Consider the following 18,901-nt stretch of genomic DNA (forward strand, 5'->3'; position numbering starts at 1 on the left):
GCGGGCAACCCGATGGTCGCCCGCCCCGTTTTCCTTGACCCGTAAAGGTTCAGGCGATCAGGCGCCCTGCACCTCGGCAGTGTCGATCTTCAGGCCGGGGCCCATCGAGGACGAGACCGAGATCTTCTGGACATACTTGCCCTTCGCGCCCGACGGCTTGGCCTTGATGACGGCATCGACGAAAGCGTCGAAGTTCGCCTTGAGGTCAGCGTCCGAGAACGACAGCTTGCCAATCCCTGAGTGAATGATACCGGCTTTTTCGACGCGGTACTGGACCTGACCGCCCTTGGCGTCCTTCACGGCCTGCGCCACGTTCGGGGTCACGGTGCCCAGCTTGGGGTTCGGCATCAGGCCCTTGGGGCCCAGCACCTTACCCAGACGGCCGACGACGCCCATCATGTCGGGAGTCGCGATCACGCGGTCGTAGTCGAGGTTGCCGGCCTGCATGTCTTCCATCAGGTCTTCGGCGCCAACCTTGTCGGCACCGGCTTCCAGCGCCTTTTCGGCATTGTCGCCGCGCGCGAACACGGCGACCTTGACGGTCTTGCCGGTGCCTGCGGGCAGCGAAACCATGCCGCGGACCTGCTGGTCGGCGTGGCGCGGATCGACGCCAAGGTTCATGGCGACTTCCAGCGTCTGGTCGAACTTTGCGGTCTGCAGGTCGCGCAGCGTGGTCAGCGCTTCGTCGAAACCGTACAGCTTTTCCGAATCCAGCTTTTCAGCCAGCATCTTCTGCTTCTTGGTCTGCTTTGCCATCGGTTCAGCCCTCCACCACTTCAAGGCCCATCGAACGGGCGCTGCCCTCGATGATCTTCATGGCCTGGTCGATATCGTTCGCGTTCAGATCGGCCATCTTCTGCTCGGCGATCGCCTGCACGTCGCTGCGCTTGATGGATCCGGCCGAAACCTTGCCCGGCTCCTTCGAGCCCGACTTCAGCTTCGCGGCCTTCTTCAGAAGGAACGAAGCCGGCGGCGACTTGGTGGTGAAAGTGAACGAGCGATCCGCATAGACCGTGATGGTCGTCGGGATCGGCATGCCCTTTTCAAGTTCCTGCGTGGCGGCGTTGAACGCCTTGCAGAATTCCATGATGTTCACGCCGCGCTGGCCCAGTGCAGGGCCGATCGGCGGGGACGGGTTGGCGGTGCCGGCAGGCACCTGCAGCTTGATATAGCCTTCGATCTTCTTGGCCATGGGGCCACTCCTTTATCACACTATCGGGCCGTTCTGGCGAAGGACCCTCATGTTAAGCGGTCAGGCAGAGGCGTTGGCCTCCTCCCGCAGGTTTCCCGACGATGTCTGTTGGGAAGGCGCGCGCATAGGCGCTTTCCCGATTCGAATCAACCGGTGTCTATGCGACCGGAGCGGCATAGAGGTCGTGGGCGTCCGCCCCTTCCACCACCACCTCGATGATATCGCCTTCGCACAGGCCCGCATCCACATCGCGGATAAAGACATTGCCGTCGATCTCGGGCGCGTCGGACTGCGAGCGGCCGGTTGCACCCATGTCGCCGTCCTCGTCCGGCTCGCCCACCTCGTCGATGATGACGGGGATGATGCGGCCCACTTTCGCCGCCAGCTTGGCCGCGCTGATCCGCTCGGTCACTTCCATCAGGCGGGCGTAGCGTTCTTCCTTCACAGCCTCGGGCACGGGGTTCGGCAGATCATTGGCCTGCGCGCCCTCAACGGGTTCAAAGCGGAAGCCGCCCACGCGGTCTAGCTGCGCTTCTTCCAGCCAGTCGAGGAGATATTTGAAATCGTCCTCGGTCTCACCCGGAAAGCCGACTACGAAGCTGGACCGCACGGTCAGGTCGGGGCAGATTTCGCGCCACGCCTTCAGCCGGTCCAGCACCTTCGCCTCGTTCGCGGGGCGCTTCATGGCGCGCAGGACCGAGGGGCTGGCGTGCTGGAACGGAATGTCGAGATAGGGGGTGATCAACCCCTCTGCCATCAGCGGGATGACTGCATCGACATGCGGATAGGGATAGACATAGTGCAGCCGCACCCATGGCGGCACGCCGTCCGCGGTGCGCAATCCGCCCAGTTCGCGGGCCAGATCGGTCATATGGGTGCGGACCGCATGATCCTTCCACATGCGTTCTTCATGCCGGACATCGATGCCATAGGCCGATGTGTCCTGCGAAATGACCAGCAATTCCCTGGTGCCTGCTGCCACCAGCTTTTCGGCTTCGCGCAGCACGGCGTCGATCCGGCGGCTGGCCAGCTTTCCGCGCAATTGCGGGATGATGCAGAAGGCGCAGGAGTGATTGCAGCCTTCCGAAATCTTCAGATAGCTGTAGTGGCGCGGCGTCAGCTTTACATCGGGTTGCGGGATCAGATCGACGAATGGCCCGCGTTCGGCAGGGGCCGCTTCGTGCACCGCCTCGACCACTTGCTCGTACTGGTGCGCGCCGGTCACGGCCAGAACTTGCGGAAAGCGGGCGCGGATCGTCTCGGCCTCTTCACCCATGCAGCCGGTAACGATCACGCGGCCGTTCTCGGCGATGGCCTCGCCGATCGCCTCAAGGCTTTCTTCCTTCGCGCTGTCGAGGAACCCGCAGGTGTTCACCAGCACGACATCGGCACCGGCGTAATCGGGGCTCATCGCATAGCCGTCGGACCGCAGTCTGGTCAGGATGCGTTCGGAATCGACCAGCGCCTTGGGACAGCCAAGGCTGACCATGCCTACCTTGGGCGAGGGCGCAATGCGGCTGGGCGTGGAATCGGTATCGGTTGCCATGGCGCGGCCCCTACACCGCATTGCGGCAACGCGCCAGAAAGAGTGATGCCGATTACAAAGCGGGCCGGTCGGGACCGGTTCGCAGGGAATAAACCGGCCCGATATCTTTTCATTTGTTACGCGACTTGTTTACATTGCGGTCAACACATCCTGATAGCGTGTCGAAATTGCCCTCATGCGGGCGGGAGAACGGATGGGACTGGTGGATTGGTTCGGCGGCATTCTGGCCGCGCTGGCGGCCATGGCCGTGGCGGCGGGATGGTATCGCATCTTCGCCAGACCGCTGGCCGTGCGCGCGGGTCCGGGCGGGCTGGAAGTGCGGCGCAGGCCGTTCGTCACCATCGGCGGCACCTATATTCTGATCCAGCTTTCGGCATTCATGATCGCGCATATGTTCGCGCGGCTGTCCGATCCGTCGAAATGGTGGCTTTATTTCATGATGACCGGCGGGGTGGCGCTGTTCTTCGTGATACCGGCGCTCTGGACCAACTATCTGCATCAGCGCCATCCGCGCAGCATCGCGCTGATCGATGCGGGCTTCTGGCTGACAGCCTATCTGGCGATGGGCGTGGTGTTCTGGCTGCGCAGCCTTTAACGGGGCGTTTTACGGACCCGATCAGAACCGGATCGAAGCGCCCGCCACCAGTTTCTCGCCATAGTGATGATCCAGCACCGGCACGCGCAATTCGTCGCGGTGAATGTCGGTGTCGCTATAGGTCAGGCTGACGGTGAAGGGCATGATGTAATATTCAGCGCCCACGGCCCAGTCGGCATAGGAGCCTGCCGGACGCAGCCGCGTCACATTGCCCGATCCGCTATTCGTGCCGCTCGACCGGCCGGCATGGCCATAGACGACCAGCGGGGTCGCAGGAATGCCAAGGCTGGCCCCGATCCTCCCATAGAAATTGCTGCCGCCGATGGAATCCTGCGACGGGGCATAGCTGGCCGATACATTGACCACCGCAGGGCCGAGCGACGCGCCTGCGCCAGCCTCAACCTCGACATAGTCCAGATCGCCGTTTCCGCCCGCGAATAGATGATAGACAGCGCCCGCGCGCCAGTCGATCAGCCCTTCATAACCCGAATAGCTGGCCGCAAGGTCGAACCCCGCATCGGCGCCGCCATGCCGGTCCGATCCGCGCAGGGTAAGCGCCTGAACCGATCCGTCGATGGATGTGGTGACGGGCAGTTCGATCCGCGCGCGGGCGGCGATCTCGCCGTCGCTCCAGCTAAGGCCGCGGTCGCGGTAGTCGGTCACCGCTTCGAAATCGATGGTCGGCCCCGACTGGGCCTCTGCTGCGGCCGGAATGATGGCTGTCAGCGCCATGGCGGCGGACAGGGGGGCGAAACGGCTGGAGGGATCTGGAACGGGTCTTCTCCGTAAATTGGTCGGCCTGTCGCCGCCCCCGTGCCGGTATCGGGACCGGTGTGGCGGGAAGAGGGATTAACCCGCCACGTCGAAGCGGCAACAGGCCTGATATCGGGATAAGTCCGGCAACCAAGGGACGGGGTGGACTTATCCCGAAGTCATTTCGCGCGGCAGCGCGGCTTGGCCCACATGCAGCGGTCGACACGTGGGCTGTCGGCCGCGGTGTCGTTGGAATTGAACTGTGTGGAAGGCGTCGTTGCGCAACCGGCCAAGGCGGCCGCCGCGACAAGCAAGGCACCGGTTTTCATAGATTTATCCTGTCCTGCAAACGATATTGTTGTGTTTGGAGGGCTGCGGATAAAGGGGCCGTTTTGCTGCGGCATGGCCCGTTTGTAAGATTATGTTGCGCAGCGAAACGATGCTTGCTTTCGCTGCTAGCCTAACCTGCACAGCCAGCTGTCGGTATGGGCAGTGCGTTGCTTGCGGGGAATCCCCGATGTCCTTGCCCGCCGCGCTCCGACACACTTCGTCCCGATCCACAGGTGCCATTGCGTATCGGCACGGCGCCATCGCTGTCATCGAGGAGTCCAGCATGTCGACACCGGAAAAGCCGTTCCCGCTGCATATCGACCGCAACAAGCTGCCCGAACCCGAATGGGAATTTCCCAATGCAAAGATCGGCGTATTCGCCGACAAGTCGCAGGCCGATTTCCCGCCGATGAAGCAGGCGCCCGAAGGCGCGCCCAATATTCTGCTGGTGCTGCTGGACGATGTGGGTTTCGGCTGGCCCAGCGTGAACGGCGGGCTGGTTCGCATGCCGACTGCCGAAAGGCTGGCGAAAAACGGTTTGTTCTATAACCAGTTCCATACCACCGCTCTATGTTCGCCCACCCGCGCCGCCATGCTGACGGGGCGCAATCACCACACGGTGGCGACCGGCGTGATCCAGGAAATGGCAACCGGCTTTCCGGGTTACTGCGGGATCATCCCCAAAAGCTGCACGACCTTCGCCGAAATGCTGAAACAGGCAGGCTATCCCTGTTCGTGGTTCGGCAAGAATCATAACGTGCCCGATAATCTGACCAGCGCGGCCGGCCCGTTCGACAACTGGCCGACCAATCAGGGTTTCGATTATTTCTATGGCTTTATCTCGGGCGAGACGGACCAGTTCTATCCCTCGCTGATTCGCAATACCACGCCGGTCGAACCGCCCAAGCGGCCCGATGAAGGCTATCACCTGACCACCGATCTGGCCGACGAATGCATCGGCTGGATCCGCCAGCAAAAGGCGATCGCGCCCGACCGGCCCTTCATGGCCTATTTCTCGTCGGGCGCGGCCCATGCCCCGCACCAGCCGCCGCTGGACTGGCGCGGCAAGAACAAGGGCCGGTTCGACATGGGCTGGGACGAATATCGCAAGCAGGTGCACCAGCGGCAGCTGGACGCGGGCATCATCCCCGCTGGCACCAAGCTGACCGGGCGGCCCGAACAGATTCCCGCCTGGGACAGCCACAAGCCCGAGGAACAGGAATTGTTTTCGGTTCAGGCCGAGAATTTCGCCGATTTCCTTGAACATTGCGATTACGAGGTTGGCCGCGTCGTCGATGCGATCGAGGAACTGGGCGAGATGGACAATACGCTTGTCATCTACATCCTGGGCGACAACGGATCGAGCGGCGAAGGATCGCTGGTCGGCACGCCGAACGAGCTGATGAGCCTGAACGGGCGTCAGCCATCGATCGAGGAGTCTATCGGGTTCAAGGATCGCTGGGGCCTGCCCGGTACGTCGCCACATTACGCCGTGGGCTGGGCATGGGCGGGCGATACGCCGTTCCAGTGGACCAAGCAGGTCGCATCGCATTTCGGCGGTACGCGCAATTCGATGATCGTGTCATGGCCTGACAAGATCAAGGACAAGGGCGCGATCCGGTCGCAGTTCCACCATGTGATCGACATTATGCCCACGCTGATGGAAGTCGTCGGCATCAAGGAGGCCAAGGAAGTCAACGGCTATATCCAGAAGCCGATCGAGGGGACCAGCTTCGCCTACACGTTCGACAAGGCCAATGCCGATGCGCCCAGCACGCGCAATGTCCAGTATTTCGAAATGCTCGGCAATCGCGCGATTTATGCCGATGGCTGGATTGCATCGTGCCGCCATGGCCGTCTGCCGTGGGAAACGTCGGGCAGCTTCAGTTTCGACGACGACAAGTGGGAGCTGTATAATATCGAAGAGGATTTCAGCCAGGCAGTCGATCTGGCCGACAAGCACCCCGAGAAAATCGATTTCATGAGCCGCCTTTTCCTGAGCGAGGCGACCAAATATCAAGTGCTGCCGATCGATGACCGCTTTGCCGAACGGCTCGACGTGACTTTGCGGCCAAGCTATTTCGCGGGACGTCAGGAAGTGACGTTCTATCCCGGCATGACCCGTCTGCCCGAAGGCAGCGGCCCGCATCTAGTGAGCCGCGCATTGACCTTGACCGCGCCAATCGAAGTGCCCGAAGGCGGTGCGGAAGGGGTGATCTTTGCGCTCGGCGGCGATGCGGCGGGCTTTGCGCTGTTCATGTGGGAAGGCAAGGCGCGTTTCCACTACAACTTCTTCGGCATCCAGCGCACCGATCTGCTGTCCGAAGCCCTGCCTGCGGGCAAACACGAGCTGATGGTATCGATCCTGCCTGAAACGGCAAAGCCCGGCGGACCTGCGAAAATCGTCCTGTCGGTCGATGGCGCGGTGGTCGATGTCGCGCGGCTGGAAGAGCAGATTCCGATGCGCTGCGGCACCGAAACGCTCGATGTCGGCATGGATTGCGTATCACCCGTCTGCGCCGATTACGAGGAGAAGGGCCTTTTCCCCTTCACCGGCACGATCGAGCATGTTCGGTTTGCCTTTGACGATGTGAAGGAACCGTCAGGAATGGATCGTTTCAAGATGGCGACCGCGATGGATTGATGGCGTCGCCGCCCCGCCGCGATGTCTTGTGGCGGGGCGGTCTGCCCTATCCGGCCTCTGCCAGATTGGGGAAGCAGGCCTCAGCCTCGATCTCTTCTGGATAGCTGGGGACCATCTTGTTCATCACCGAACTGAAATCCTTGTCGATGATCACGCGGTTCGAACTGCCGAATGTCTTGCAGGTCGTATTGGTCTGCACGACGACATCGGCGGCGGCGATCCTGACGCCATAGGAATTCGCGCGGGCGACGGCGAAATCCTGTTGCGCGGTCTGGTCGTCGCATTCGGTGGAAATCGACATGCAACGCACGGTGGCATAGGCCACTTCGTCCAGCGTGTGCTGTGTCCAGAGCAGGCGGCCCGTTTCGATCAGGCCGAACAGCATGATCACCAGAACGGGCCCCAGCAGGGCAAATTCGATGGCGGTGCCGCCATGTTCGTCGCGGAAAAGCGGCCTGAGCATGATCATTCCAGTCGCAGCGTGATGCTGCGCGAAATCTGGCCATTGCCCACGGCCTGTCCGGGCACGATCACCGAGTTGAAGCTGGTTGTTGCATCCAGCGTCAAATAATAGCCTGCGGTGGTGCCATTGGCCGTGCAGACGGTGCCGCATGCCTGTGCGGTAAAGCTGGCATCGGCGTTCAGGCAGGCGCATGCGCGCGAAATATTGGTGCAGGCGCCCGCCACCCCGTTGCAGCGCACCGTGACTGACAGCGTATCATCGCTGGCCAGCGCGCGGGCATAGGATGGCAAATTGGTAAAGGGCACATTGCTGCGCTGGTCGAACGCGCTGATCGCGGTGGCCGACAGCGATTCGTCCACCTGGCTGCGCGCGATATAATACATGCCGAAATCCAGCCCCGCCGCGACCAGAAAGAACAGGCCGACCGACCACAGCGCGAATTCGACGGCGGCATTGCCGCTTTCGTCGTCACGAATCCGGCGCAGGGTTCTCAGCATGCTCATTTGACCAGCTTTACCGTGGTATTACCCGAACCGCTGCTGGTTTCGTCGGATGAGACGCAGGCGCTGCCCGCGACCGCACCGCCCGCGGCCTTGATCTTGCCCGCGATCAGCATGAAGCACGCGCCGCCGCCACTGGTGGAATTGCCGCCCGTCATCGACACCTCGGTATTGGGCATATGCACGACGCCGCCGAATATATTGCCCGATCCGCCGGTCCAGCTGGCCTTGCTGGTGGTGTCCGAATGGAACAGCATGGTCCCGATTTCGCCGCCCAGCACCGATTGCGCGGCGGCCAGCAGCCTGCTTTTCGCGCCGCCCGCCAGTTTCAGCGTGCCCGATGCGATAAAGCTGACGTCATAGCCTGCCATGTCATAGCCCGCGCCCCAGCTGCCATATTGCTCGCCGTTCAGGCTGGACGTCTGCGGCCAGGTAGTGCCGCCGGTGCCGTTTTCGAAATCGCCGTCGATGGTGTAGCGGCCCGGCCCGAAAAATGCCGATCCCGCGATTTTCAGATCGCCGGTGATGTAATGGTTGTTCGTCTCGCCGAACACGATGGCGCTGCCGCCCTGCGTGTCGATGTCTCCGTGGGCCGAGAATGCACCGTCGCCCATGAAAAGGCGCGCGCTCCCTTCCAGCTTGATGGCATAGCCCTGCTTGCTGGCGCCGATGTTATATTCGCCGTCGCCCGCATTCAGTTCGCTGTTGCCGTTGATCTTGATCCCTTCGAGCACGGTCAGATCGCCGTCGCCCAGCAGCGTCTTGCCGCCGCCGCCCAGCGTGATCGATTTAAAGCTGTGATTGCCTTTGCCGGCAGAGAAATAATGCCCGCCGCCCAGCGACATGTCGCCATTGATAATGACGTCGCCGTCACCCTTTTTATTGGTGCCCTTGAAAGATACCGTGCCTGAACCGATCCACAGCACGCCATTGCCGAAGGTGACACCATTCGATCCGCTGTCGAACCCGCCGTTGATATAGACGTCGCTGTCCCCGAAATTGACCGTCGATCCGCCGCCGATCGATACGCCCTTGGATACAGTGATGGTCGACCCTGAGGCAAAGGTCAGGCTGTTGCCGCCGCCCACCGTCAGCTTCTTGATGGTGTAATTGCCCGCCGGAACGATGAAATTGCCGCTGGTGCCCTGCCGGAAGGGCGAGGCGTTCGAACTGGGGCTCCACGAAAACGTATAGTCGCTGCCCGTCGGCGTCGTCGGATCGGCCAGCGCGGGCAGCGGGTCGGCATCGCCGATCTGCGCGATCGCTGCCAGCAGCTCGACATTATTCTCCCACGGATCGGCAAGGCCGGTCGCCACATTATGCCGGTCGTCCGGGCCGGGCAGCGCATTATTCCACTGCGGCACGTTCAGGCTGCCCGCATAGCGCAGCGAATTGGCGACGAGCGAGCCCGAGTTGAGCGTGATGTCCCCGCTTCCCGAGATAATGTCGCTGGCAGCGATAGACGATCCCTTTTGGTCCAGATCGCCAATGGCCGCGACCGAGCAATTGGGCGCCACGATCGACGCACCGCCATTCACAACCAGCGACGCCTTGCCCGAATCGAGCGCGAGGAAGCAGGGCGTGGCATAGCTGGCCTGTGCCGAAACGATAGCCGCGCTGTCCGCAGTAACCGTATAGCTGCCCGAAAAGCCGAGCACCGAGGCAAGCGCAAAGGGCACATCGCGCGAGACGGTGACCTGTATCGAGCTTTCACCCTCGTTCGGGAAGTCGGCCAGCAATTCGGCATCGACTGTCGCGCCCTGCAGCCCGTTGGCCATGGCGATCACATTGGCGACCGCGTCTATATCGACCGAATCGTCGCGCTGATATTCCATCGCAGTGGTCAGCGCCGCCATATCGGCGACGCGCTGGTTCATCACCCGCTGGCCGTAACCGCGGTTGAGATCGAAGGCGAGGCCGACCGCGCCGATCACGACCGGCAGGCTGAGCGCGACGATGGTGGTGACCGATGCGCTCGCATCCTCGCGAAGGCGAGCGACGAAGCGGCGGATTGTGTTGGCGGAATGCGACCAGTTCATAGTGGCGGGAAATACAACGGGATTATTTCCCGGATGCTTTCCGGACATGGTTAACGGATCGGAAATTCAGACAAATTTCCCGACAATTGCTGTTAATTACATGACAGAATGAAGTTTCTGTTGAAATAATAACAGAAATTGGCGGCGAAATCCTGCTGCGGGATACTGAAGGGGCGGATCACAGGACTCCTTCACCCATGTCGGGCGTGGGGCGGATCACTACGATCATATCGCCTTTTTCCACGGCCTCCGCCTCCGGCTCCCAGTAACCGATGGCGCGGCCCTGCCGATAGAGGCGCACGCCGATGCTCCCCGTGCCCAGATGGCGCAGCGGCTTGCCGATATCCTCGGGCTTCGCCTCCCGCTCGATCAGTTGCACGCGGCCCGAAACGGAGGCGAGATCGGCGAGGTAGTCGGCGACATGCATGCCGCTGGCCGATCCCGCCAGCAAAAGCCCTGTCATCCGCACCGGATTGATCACATTGGTCGCGCCCGCCTGTTTCGCCAGCAGCTCGTTGTCGGCCGCGCGGATCACCACGGTAATTGGCACCTTGGGCGCAAGATGGCGGACGGTTAGCACGATCAGGATTGAGGCATCGTCGCGCCCCGCGCTGACTAGCACGGTCGCGGCCTGATCGATCCGCACGTCACGCAGCGAATCGTCGCGCGTGGCATCCGCCTCTATCACGTTGCAGCCCAGCCGCTCGGCCAGTGCCAGACGTTCCTCGCTGGTGTCCATTACGACGATACATTCGGGATCGCAGCCGCGCGCGATCAGCTCTGCCACCGATTCCGATCCCGATACGCCGAAGCCCAGCACGACATAGTGATCGGTCAGCCTTTGCTGGATACGGGCCATGCGGAACTTCTCCCAGCTTCTCTTGATAACGAAATTATAGGCGGCGCCGACGAAAATAAAGATGACGGCAAAGCGGATCGGAGTCACGATGATCGCCTCCACCATCCGCGCCTTGTCGGACACGGGGGCGATGTCGCCAAAACCGGTGGTGGTGATCGAGATCATTGTGAAATAGACCACGTCGAGGAAGCTGACATGGCCGTCGACATTGTCGACCAGGCCCGTGCGGTCCCACCAGTGGATCAGGACCACCATGAAGACCAGCGCCAGCGCCGCGCCCAGCCGCAGGAACACATCGGCCCAAACGGGCACTTTTACGCGGCGGCGCAACGGGCGGTGCAGCCGCAGCCGTTCGCGGCGGCGGCGCCTTGCCTTGGCTTCGGGCAAGGCCTTTTGGAAAAGGCCGTCCTCAGCCGCCATTGGCATCCGCAAAGCGGCTGGCCAACCGGTCGAGCGATGCATAATGTGTCAGGTCGAGCTGAAGCGGGGTGACCGAGATATAGCCGTCCTGCACCGCTTCCAGATCGGTTTCGTGGCCGGGGGTGTGTTCGATCGATTCCAGCCCGAACCAGAAATAGGGAAAACCGCGCGGATCGGTGCTTTCGACCAGCGTGCCGCGACCGTAGTCGTGGAAGCCCTGACGCACGGTGCGGATGCCGCGCACATCGTCTGCCGCGATGGCGGGAAAGTTGATGTTGATCAGCGTGCGTTCGGAAAATTCCATGTCGAGCAGCGGGCGCAACACCTTTGCCCCCCAATGCTGCGCGGCAGAGAAGGACACGTTCTCGCCCGCAGCTTCGTGGCTGTAAACCTGGCTGAGCGCGATCGAGCGTACGCCTGCCAGCGCACCCTCCAGCGCGGCGGAAACGGTGCCGGAATAGGTGATGTCATCGGCCAGATTCGCCCCGCGATTGACGCCGGACAGGATCAGGTCGGGTTTTTCCGGCATCACCTTGCGCAGGCCCATGGTCACCGCATCGGTCGGCGTGCCGGTAACCGAAAAGTGCTTTTCGCCATGCTTCCTCAACCGCACGGGACGGGTGAGGGTAAGCGAATGGCCCGCGCCCGACATTTCCTCTGACGGGGCGCAGATCCAGATATCGTCGGAAAGTTCGCGGGCGATCGCCTCCAGCACGTCGAGGCCGGGGGCGTGGATGCCGTCGTCATTGGTCAGCAGGATACGCATTAATCGGCAGGCTCCAATTTGGTGAGGCCGCCCGTATAGGGGTGCAATGCCTTGGGAATGGTGACGGACCCGTCCTGTTCCTGATAGTTTTCGAGGATTGCGACAAGCGTGCGGCCCACGGCAAGTCCCGATCCGTTCAGCGTATGGACGAATTCGGTCTTTTTCGAAGGCTTGCCGTTTTCATCGAGGGGCTTGAACCGCGCCTTCATCCGGCGCGCCTGAAAATCCCCGCAGTTCGAGATCGAGCTGATCTCGCGATAGGCATTCTGCCCCGGAAGCCAGACTTCAAGGTCATAGGTCTTGCGCGCGCTGAACCCCATGTCGCCCGCGCACAGCAGCATTTTGCGATAGGGCAGGTCCAGCGCCTCCAGCACGGCCTCGGCGGCGCGGGTCATATCCTCGTGCATCTGCTCCGATTGTTCGGGCGCGGTGATGGCGACCAGCTCGACCTTTTCGAACTGGTGCTGGCGGATCAACCCGCGCGTATCGCGCCCCGCCGATCCCGCCTCGCTGCGGAAGCAGGGGGTGAGGGCGGTGAGCTTCATGGGAAGCTGGTCGTGCGAGAGGATTTGATCGCGCACGGCATTGGTCAGACTGACTTCGGCGGTGGGGATCAGCCAGCGAGCATCGGTCGTCCTGAACAGATCCTCCTCGAACTTCGGCAATTGCCCCGTGCCGAACGCAGCTTCGTCGCGCACCAGCAGCGGCGGGTTGCACTCCACGAAGCCCGCCGCGCCCTGCATGTCGAGCATGAACGCGCCCAGCGCACGGTTCAGCCGCGCCATTTGCCCGCGCATAAAGGTAAAGCGCGCGCCGCTGATCGCCGCCGCCGTCTCGAAATCGAGGCCGAGCGCGGGGCCGAAATCGGCATGCTCCTTCGGTTCGAAATCGAACGCCCGCGGCGTGCCCCAACGGGCGATCTCGACATTCGATTCCTCGTCCGCGCCATCGGGCACGCCATCGGCGGTGAGGTTTGGCAGGGCCGCCAGCATGGCGTCGAGCGCGTCGGATTTCTCCTTGGCCTCGACCTCCAGCGCGGGAAGCGTGTCCTTTATCGTCGCCACTTCGGCCTTCAGTGCCTCGGCAGTGGCACTGTCGCCTTGGCCCATCGCCTTGCCGATCGCCTTCGAGGCCTCGTTCCGGCGGTTCTGCCCTTCCTGTGCGCGGGTTTGCAGCGCGCGCCGATCCTCGTCCAGCGCAAGCAGGCTGGCCGATGCGGGCGCGGCCCCGCGCTTTATAAGGGCGGCGTCAAAGGCTTCGGGATTGTCCCGTACAAGGCGGATGTCGTGCATATGGTCGCGGCTATGGCCAAAGCGGGTCCGCCCTGTCCAGTGGGGAAAAAATCTTGCGCGCAAATGCTGCGCGGTAACCGCCCGAAAGCCGGATCGCGGGAATCTCGACAACATTCGCGAAAACGCGCGGAAACCTGTCGATCCGCAGGCCGTTTCGGGTTTAACGAAGGGCCATATCAATCCTTTCCGACGGCAACGGAGCATCCCATGCGCATCGGCACCCCGCGTGAAATCAAGAACCATGAATATCGTATCGGCCTGACCCCCGAAAGCGTGACCGAACTTGTCGCCCATGGCCACGAAGTGCTGGTCGAAAGCGGCGGCGGACTGGGCATCGGCGCGGACGATGCCGCCTATATCGCGGCAGGCGCGACCATCACCGACGGACCCGAAGACATATTCGCCCGCTGCGACATGGTGGTAAAGGTCAAGGAACCGCAGGCGGTGGAACGCGCCATGCTGCGCGAGGGGCAAATCCTTTATACCTATCTGCACCTTGCGCCCGATCCGGCGCAGACCGCCGATCTGGTGAAATCCGGCGCGACGGCCATCGCCTATGAAACGGTGACCGGCGCGGGCGGCGCGCTTCCCTTGTTGAAACCGATGAGCCAGGTGGCCGGCCGCATGAGCGTGCAGGCAGGCGCGACCGCGCTGGAAAAGGCGCACGGCGGGCGCGGTGTGCTGCTGGGCGGCGTTCCGGGAGTGGCGCCGGGCAAGGTGGCGGTGATCGGCGGCGGAGTCGTCGGCTGGAACGCGGCGCAAATGGCTGTGGGTCTGGGCGCGGATGTCACCATCCTCGACCGCAGCCCCGAACAGCTGGAACGGCTGGGCCTTTATTTCGAAAGCCGCGCCAAGACCCGCTTTTCGAACAAGGCCAATCTGGCCGAAGTCGTCGCCGATGCCGATCTGGTCATCGGCGCGGTGCTGATCCCCGGCGCTGCCGCGCCCAAGCTGGTCAGCCGCGCGATGCTGAAAGACATGAAAAAGGGCGCGGTGCTGGTCGATGTCGCCATCGATCAGGGCGGCTGTTTCGAAACCTCGCATCCCACCACGCATGACGATCCGACCTTCGTGATCGACGAGATCGTGCATTATTGCGTCGCCAACATGCCGGGCGCGGTTTCGCGCACCAGTACCTATGCGCTGAACAATGTGACACTGCCCCATGCGCTGCGCATCGCGGCGGCATTCGACGCGGGCGACTGGAAAGACGCACTGCGCAGCGACCCCCATCTGGCGGAAGGGCTGAACGTGCACGCAGGCCGCGTCACCTATCGAGCTGTGGCCGAAGAGCTGGGCTATGATTATGCGGCCACGGGTGAAGTGCTGGCTTGAACGCTGCGCCTAGTGAAGGGGCCCCGATTCCCCGACCGGAGGTGCATCGCCTAGTGCAGCTGTATCTCTGGCAGGACGGGCGCCCCCGACCGGCGGGTCGCGGGTGGCTGAGGCTTGCGCCAGCATGGTCTCGCCCTTTTCATCGAAGACATATTCATACAGCCCGCTCGATGCCTGTCTTATGTCGTTGAACATCGTCGTGATCCAGAACAGCATGGCGAAGCTGGCGGCGTAGAAGGCGGGCTTTCCCAGCGGCTTTTCGAACAGTGTCGATAGCGCGCGCAAGGGTTCGGGTATCAGCCGAGCGACAATCCAGACGCTGGCAATGCCGATCAATGCGCCCATGACGATATCGCTGGGGTAGTGATAGCCGATATAGATGCGCGGCAAGCAGATGACGAAGGCTGCCCATGCCAGCGCAAAAAGGCCCCACGGCCGTGACTGGCGCGCAATGCCAAATGCTATCGCAAACGCCACGGCAGCGTGATCGCTGGGAAACGAGCTCCAGCCGTGCAGAACATTCGGATCGCTGCCGGTTGGCAGGATGATGTCCAGCCCGGGTGTGTGGATGGGGCGGGGAATTTGCGGCATGATGTTCTGGCAGAGGCGGCTGAAGACCAGCGCGACGAACATCCCGATCAATGCGCAGGCCAGCCCGTTCCGGTATCTGCTCTGTTTGCCTGCCGATGTTTGCCGGAACCACAGCCAGACAATGCACATGATCAGCGGCAATGTTTTGAAAGAATTCAACAATGCGAACTTGCTGATCGCAAGGTCGAGAAAGATCGATTGTCCTGCCAGACCATTGATCGCGTGAAGCAGAAGTATATCAAGTTCGCGTATAGACATCTGCACGCCCCCTTCGGCGCGATCCGTGCGCCGTTAAGGCCTTCAGCTATACGCAAACAAGAAAGCTGCTGACTGTGTCTGATGGCCCTGAATGTTACAGAATTATTAAACATCAGGCATTGCAGGGATGGGCGATGACCCAAACACCCGAGGGAATACCGTCCCGAAATGGAACAGTATCTGTTGCGAATCAGCGGCTGTGCTTTGGTAGCGGGGTTCTGAGATCACGCCGTTCAGTTCAGCCCTGCCTCATGCGCGGCGCGGGAAAGATCCTCTCGAAAATCTGGATGGGCAATGCTGATAAGCGCCTTTGCGCGCTGCGCTGCCGATTTGCCCTTCAATTCGACCCAGCCATATTCGGTCACGACAATATGTGTATCGGTGCGGGGCGTGGTGGTCGGCCCGTCCAGCCGTGCGGTAATGCGCGATATCGATCCTTTGGCAGCAGTCGAATGGCAAGCAATGATCGAACGGCCACCGCGTGAAGCATAGGCGCCGCGCACGAAATCCAGTTGCCCGCCCGTGCCGCTGAATTGCCGTCCACGCATGAATTCGGAATTGCACGCGCCGCCCAGATCGACCTGCAGGGTGGCATTGACCGAGACCACATTGTCGTTTCGCGCAATAATGGCCGGATCGTTGGTATAGTCGACGCCATGGGCCTCTACCGCGGGGTTGTCGGAGAGGAAATCGTATAGAGGTTGGTCCCCCAGCGCGAAGGAGTAAATGCTGCGCCCAGCATGCGTTTGCTTGGCCGAATTGTCGACAACACCGCTGCGGACGAGGCCTGCCAGCCCCGGTGTCATCATTTCGGTATGGATGCCAAGCCGGCGATGACCCGCCAATCCCTCGCACACCGCATCGGGAAGGGCGCCGATCCCCATCTGTAGGCAATCGCCGTCGTCGACCAACCCGGCGATGATGGCGCCAATCTTGTCGTCGGTGGCGGTTCGTGGTGCAGGCGGCACCACCGGCATTGCACTGTCATTTTCGACCAGCACGTCAATATCCGACAGGGGGATCAGGCAGTCGCCCCTGACATAGGGCATGTTGGGATTCACCTCGACCACGATCCTTATTCCGGCCTTGCGCGCGACACGAATCGAATAATCCGCACTGGTGCCAAGGCTGAAATTGCCATCCGCATCCATGGTCGAAACCGTAGCGATCAGCGTGTCCACGCCCACATGTTCGATCATCGACCGCGGAACCTGGCTGAAATTGCAGGGCATGACATCGACCGCGGGCATGGCCGACGATTGCAATACCCGGTCGAGCGCGCGTTCCACTCCGCCGTGAAAATAGCTCATCGGGACGAACTGGGCACGCAAGTCGAAGTCGAAGATCGTCTGACCTGCGATCCCCGTGCATAGAAGATAGTAAAACCGCACGTCGCAGATGACATCGCTGCCGCCAGCCCTTGCGCGATTTGCCAGTGCGTTCAGAATTGCGGGCGGCTGACCACAACCTATCGGCATGGCAATCCGGGCGCCCGATGCGATCCGCGCTGCTGCGTCGTCGGCGCAGACCCGCTTTTGCGAATACAGCTGTTGCAATGCGGCCTTCGACATATGCTCTCCGTTCCGGTGCCCCTTATGATCGGACATCCCAGGTCCGAAGCAGACGGTCTGCCCGTGGACCTGTCAAACCTGTGTAATTACGATCACCGCACAATGGTCATTTTCAAGCTCTTTGGGACGATTTGCGGACAGGGGCCAAGAGGGACGCAAGGAATAGATCATTTTCACATCGATTTTCCGTCTGAGGCCATTGACACGAATCAGACCGCGCCCTAGTTGCGCGCTCCTACCTGCGAAGCGGCACACTGGCCGTATCGCAAAAGTGCCCAGATGGCGGAATTGGTAGACGCACCGTCTTCAGGTGGCGGCGCTCGCAAGGGCGTGGAGGTTCGAGTCCTCTTCTGGGCACCATTTGTTCTCATCAGAACGTTCCAAAACATTGCAGAAATGGCGGAATTCTGCCATTCTTGACCTCTAGCGCAGAAAGCGAGGTCTTGTTTTGTTCCCCTTTGTTCCAACGTCTCTGGGGGCCTCGGCTGGGGGCTCCAGGTCAAAAGCCCCCAAATCGCACGAAAGTGAGGCCCCCAAATGAGCCTCAATGTGCAGGAAATCAAAGGCTTCCGGGCTGCCGACAAGTCTTACAAGAAATACGACTCGCGTGGGCTGCTGCTTCTGGTGAAGCCCAACGGCTCCAAGCTCTGGTATTTCAAGTACCGCTTTGATGGGAAGGAAAAGAAGCTGCCTATCGGCGCATTTCCAGAGGTAAGCTTGTCGCAAGCGCGCCAGCTTCGCGACCGAGCTCGGCTCAAGGTTTCCGATGGCATCGATCCGATGCTGGAGCGCAAGCGCAAGAAGGCCAGGATCAAGCTAGGTGCGGAAAACACCTTCGAGGTCATCGCCAACAAGTACATCGATGAGAAGATGGTACCGGAAGGTCGGGCGGAGGCCACGCTGTGCAAGGCGCGCTGGTTCCTCGAACTGCTCAAGCCCGCAATCGGCAATATGCCAATCAACGACGTCGATCCGCAGTTGATGCTGGCGGCGCTCAAGAAACTCGAAGCGAAAGGCAATCTCGAAACCGCGAAGAAATGCCGATCCTTCGCAAGTCGGGTGTTCCGGTATGGGGCCGCGCTTGGTCAGTGCCAAATCGATCCGACATCGATCTTGCAGAGCGCTCTGGTCACGCCCAGGGCGCGGCACTACGCGGCGATCCTTGAGCCTGAGAAGTTGGGCGGGCTACTTCGCGCCATCGATGATTTCGAATGCTACCCGGCAACGAAATTCGCATTGAAGATTGCACCCCATGTTTTTGTGCGACCAGGTGAGCTTCGCCATGGCGAGTGGAACGAGATCGATTGGGACAAGGCCACCTGGACAATTCCGGAAGGCAAAATGAAGGCGCGTCGGACCCATGTGGTGCCGCTATCATGCCAGGTGCTGGAACTGCTTCAAGACCTAAAATCGATCACCGGCGGCAAGGGCTACATTTTCCCAGCGTTCCATACGCGCCAGCGTCCAATGAGCGAGAATACGATCAATGCGGCATTTCGACGTATGGGGTTCACCAAGGACGAAGTGACGGCACATGGCTTGCGCTCGACCGCATCGACAATGCTCAATGAGAGCGGCCTCTGGCATCCCGACGCCATCGAGCGCGCTCTCGCCCATGGCGACAGCAACGCTATTCGCGGCGTCTATAATCGCGGGAACTACTGGGATGAACGCGTGAAGATGGCGCAATGGTGGAGCGACTATCTTGATGAGCTTCGACAACGCGAAGCGAGCCGCTGACCGCCGC

Annotated in this window: 17 protein-coding genes and 1 tRNA gene; 5 read left to right on the plus strand and 13 right to left on the minus strand. The window is 61.4% G+C overall.

Features of this window, described 5'->3' with window-relative positions; genetic code table 11:
• Window positions 1-57: 57 nt before the first annotated feature.
• From rplA to rimO, 3 genes are all read right to left on the minus strand, one after another.
• Window positions 58-756, minus strand: a complete 699-nt coding sequence (gene rplA, locus LOZ77_RS11980; protein WP_230279309.1) for a 50S ribosomal protein L1 — start codon at window positions 754-756, stop codon at window positions 58-60.
• Window positions 757-760: 4 nt separating this feature from the next.
• Window positions 761-1,192, minus strand: a complete 432-nt coding sequence (gene rplK, locus LOZ77_RS11985; protein WP_230279310.1) for a 50S ribosomal protein L11 — start codon at window positions 1,190-1,192, stop codon at window positions 761-763.
• 157 nt (window positions 1,193-1,349) lie between these two features.
• Window positions 1,350-2,738 (minus strand): 30S ribosomal protein S12 methylthiotransferase RimO, encoded by a 1,389-nt coding sequence (gene rimO / locus LOZ77_RS11990; RefSeq protein WP_230279311.1) that lies wholly within the window; start codon window positions 2,736-2,738, stop codon window positions 1,350-1,352.
• Window positions 2,739-2,931: 193 nt separating this feature from the next.
• On the opposite strand from rimO, the gene LOZ77_RS11995 reads away from it, so the two are divergent.
• Complete coding sequence (locus LOZ77_RS11995; RefSeq protein WP_230279312.1) at window positions 2,932-3,333, plus strand: DUF1761 domain-containing protein; 402 nt, start codon at window positions 2,932-2,934, stop codon at window positions 3,331-3,333.
• Window positions 3,334-3,354: 21 nt separating this feature from the next.
• On the opposite strand, the gene LOZ77_RS12000 is transcribed toward LOZ77_RS11995, so the two are convergent.
• Both LOZ77_RS12000 and LOZ77_RS12005 read right to left on the minus strand, forming a co-directional pair.
• Window positions 3,355-4,065: a TorF family putative porin gene (locus tag LOZ77_RS12000; RefSeq protein ID WP_230279313.1), complete on the minus strand. Its 711-nt coding sequence runs from the start codon at window positions 4,063-4,065 to the stop codon at window positions 3,355-3,357.
• A gap of 200 nt (window positions 4,066-4,265) precedes the next feature.
• On the minus strand, window positions 4,266-4,415 hold the full coding sequence (locus LOZ77_RS12005) for a hypothetical protein (RefSeq protein ID WP_230279314.1): 150 nt from the start codon (window positions 4,413-4,415) through the stop codon (window positions 4,266-4,268).
• A gap of 284 nt (window positions 4,416-4,699) precedes the next feature.
• On the opposite strand from LOZ77_RS12005, the gene LOZ77_RS12010 reads away from it, so the two are divergent.
• A complete protein-coding gene (locus LOZ77_RS12010) occupies window positions 4,700-7,060 on the plus strand; it encodes an arylsulfatase (protein ID WP_230279315.1) in 2,361 nt (786 codons plus the stop codon).
• A gap of 46 nt (window positions 7,061-7,106) precedes the next feature.
• Here LOZ77_RS12010 and LOZ77_RS12015 read toward each other — a convergent pair whose 3' ends face one another.
• From LOZ77_RS12015 to serS, 6 genes are all read right to left on the minus strand, one after another.
• Entirely contained in the window at window positions 7,107-7,523 is a 417-nt protein-coding gene (locus LOZ77_RS12015; protein ID WP_230279316.1) for a TadE/TadG family type IV pilus assembly protein, read from the minus strand.
• Between the two features lie 2 nt (window positions 7,524-7,525).
• A complete protein-coding gene (locus LOZ77_RS12020) occupies window positions 7,526-8,026 on the minus strand; it encodes a TadE/TadG family type IV pilus assembly protein (protein WP_230279317.1) in 501 nt (166 codons plus the stop codon).
• Complete coding sequence (locus tag LOZ77_RS12025; RefSeq protein WP_230279318.1) at window positions 8,023-10,062, minus strand: TadE/TadG family type IV pilus assembly protein; 2,040 nt, start codon at window positions 10,060-10,062, stop codon at window positions 8,023-8,025. Before LOZ77_RS12025 ends, LOZ77_RS12020 begins: the two co-directional genes overlap by 4 nt.
• 178 nt (window positions 10,063-10,240) lie before the next feature.
• Entirely contained in the window at window positions 10,241-11,341 is a 1,101-nt protein-coding gene (locus LOZ77_RS12030) for a TrkA family potassium uptake protein (RefSeq protein WP_230279319.1), read from the minus strand.
• Window positions 11,331-12,107, minus strand: coding sequence for a 5'/3'-nucleotidase SurE (gene surE, locus LOZ77_RS12035; protein WP_230279320.1), 777 nt, complete (start codon window positions 12,105-12,107; stop codon window positions 11,331-11,333). The genes LOZ77_RS12030 and surE overlap by 11 nt, the downstream gene beginning before the upstream one ends.
• On the minus strand, window positions 12,107-13,399 hold the full coding sequence (serS, locus tag LOZ77_RS12040) for a serine--tRNA ligase (protein ID WP_230279321.1): 1,293 nt from the start codon (window positions 13,397-13,399) through the stop codon (window positions 12,107-12,109). The genes surE and serS overlap by 1 nt, the downstream gene beginning before the upstream one ends.
• A 207-nt stretch (window positions 13,400-13,606) precedes the next feature.
• On the opposite strand from serS, the gene ald reads away from it, so the two are divergent.
• The gene (gene ald / locus LOZ77_RS12045; RefSeq protein ID WP_230279322.1) at window positions 13,607-14,734 is read left to right on the plus strand and encodes an alanine dehydrogenase; all 1,128 of its coding nucleotides are present in this window, start codon (window positions 13,607-13,609) and stop codon (window positions 14,732-14,734) included.
• Window positions 14,735-14,743: 9 nt separating this feature from the next.
• Here the strand turns inward: ald and LOZ77_RS12050 are convergent, their stop codons facing one another.
• Both LOZ77_RS12050 and LOZ77_RS12055 read right to left on the minus strand, forming a co-directional pair.
• Window positions 14,744-15,583 (minus strand): phosphatase PAP2 family protein, encoded by an 840-nt coding sequence (locus LOZ77_RS12050; RefSeq protein ID WP_230279323.1) that lies wholly within the window; start codon window positions 15,581-15,583, stop codon window positions 14,744-14,746.
• 233 nt (window positions 15,584-15,816) lie between these two features.
• A complete protein-coding gene (locus LOZ77_RS12055; protein WP_230279324.1) occupies window positions 15,817-17,154 on the minus strand; it encodes an acetyl-CoA hydrolase/transferase family protein in 1,338 nt (445 codons plus the stop codon).
• 273 nt (window positions 17,155-17,427) lie between these two features.
• Here LOZ77_RS12055 and LOZ77_RS12060 point away from each other — a divergent pair.
• Together LOZ77_RS12060 and LOZ77_RS12065 are read left to right on the plus strand one after the other, a co-directional pair.
• Window positions 17,428-17,514, plus strand: a tRNA-Leu gene (locus tag LOZ77_RS12060).
• 177 nt (window positions 17,515-17,691) lie between these two features.
• Complete coding sequence (locus LOZ77_RS12065) at window positions 17,692-18,894, plus strand: integrase arm-type DNA-binding domain-containing protein (protein WP_230279325.1); 1,203 nt, start codon at window positions 17,692-17,694, stop codon at window positions 18,892-18,894.
• Window positions 18,895-18,901 lie beyond the last annotated feature (7 nt).

It is taken from the genome of Croceicoccus sp. Ery15, from assembly GCF_020985305.1.
In the GTDB taxonomy this organism is placed as follows: domain Bacteria; phylum Pseudomonadota; class Alphaproteobacteria; order Sphingomonadales; family Sphingomonadaceae; genus Croceicoccus.

Bases quoted from the DNA above. Each gene is read 5' to 3' on its own strand.
- LOZ77_RS12030 (WP_230279319.1), bottom strand. From the start codon at position 11,341: ATGGCGGCTGAGGACGGCCTTTTCCAAAAGGCCTTGCCCGAAGCCAAG.
- LOZ77_RS12050 (WP_230279323.1), bottom strand. From the start codon at position 15,583: ATGTCTATACGCGAACTTGATATACTTCTGCTTCACGCGATCAATGGT.
- LOZ77_RS12005 (WP_230279314.1), bottom strand. From the start codon at position 4,415: ATGAAAACCGGTGCCTTGCTTGTCGCGGCGGCCGCCTTGGCCGGTTGC.
- LOZ77_RS12055 (WP_230279324.1), bottom strand. From the start codon at position 17,154: ATGTCGAAGGCCGCATTGCAACAGCTGTATTCGCAAAAGCGGGTCTGC.
- LOZ77_RS12010 (WP_230279315.1), top strand. From the start codon at position 4,700: ATGTCGACACCGGAAAAGCCGTTCCCGCTGCATATCGACCGCAACAAG.
- LOZ77_RS12025 (WP_230279318.1), bottom strand. From the start codon at position 10,062: ATGAACTGGTCGCATTCCGCCAACACAATCCGCCGCTTCGTCGCTCGC.
- serS (WP_230279321.1), bottom strand. From the start codon at position 13,399: ATGCACGACATCCGCCTTGTACGGGACAATCCCGAAGCCTTTGACGCC.
- rimO (WP_230279311.1), bottom strand. From the start codon at position 2,738: ATGGCAACCGATACCGATTCCACGCCCAGCCGCATTGCGCCCTCGCCC.
- LOZ77_RS12000 (WP_230279313.1), bottom strand. From the start codon at position 4,065: ATGGCGCTGACAGCCATCATTCCGGCCGCAGCAGAGGCCCAGTCGGGG.
- surE (WP_230279320.1), bottom strand. From the start codon at position 12,107: ATGCGTATCCTGCTGACCAATGACGACGGCATCCACGCCCCCGGCCTC.
- LOZ77_RS12020 (WP_230279317.1), bottom strand. From the start codon at position 8,026: ATGAGCATGCTGAGAACCCTGCGCCGGATTCGTGACGACGAAAGCGGC.
- LOZ77_RS12065 (WP_230279325.1), top strand. From the start codon at position 17,692: ATGAGCCTCAATGTGCAGGAAATCAAAGGCTTCCGGGCTGCCGACAAG.
- rplA (WP_230279309.1), bottom strand. From the start codon at position 756: ATGGCAAAGCAGACCAAGAAGCAGAAGATGCTGGCTGAAAAGCTGGAT.
- ald (WP_230279322.1), top strand. From the start codon at position 13,607: ATGCGCATCGGCACCCCGCGTGAAATCAAGAACCATGAATATCGTATC.
- LOZ77_RS12015 (WP_230279316.1), bottom strand. From the start codon at position 7,523: ATGCTCAGGCCGCTTTTCCGCGACGAACATGGCGGCACCGCCATCGAA.
- rplK (WP_230279310.1), bottom strand. From the start codon at position 1,192: ATGGCCAAGAAGATCGAAGGCTATATCAAGCTGCAGGTGCCTGCCGGC.
- LOZ77_RS11995 (WP_230279312.1), top strand. From the start codon at position 2,932: ATGGGACTGGTGGATTGGTTCGGCGGCATTCTGGCCGCGCTGGCGGCC.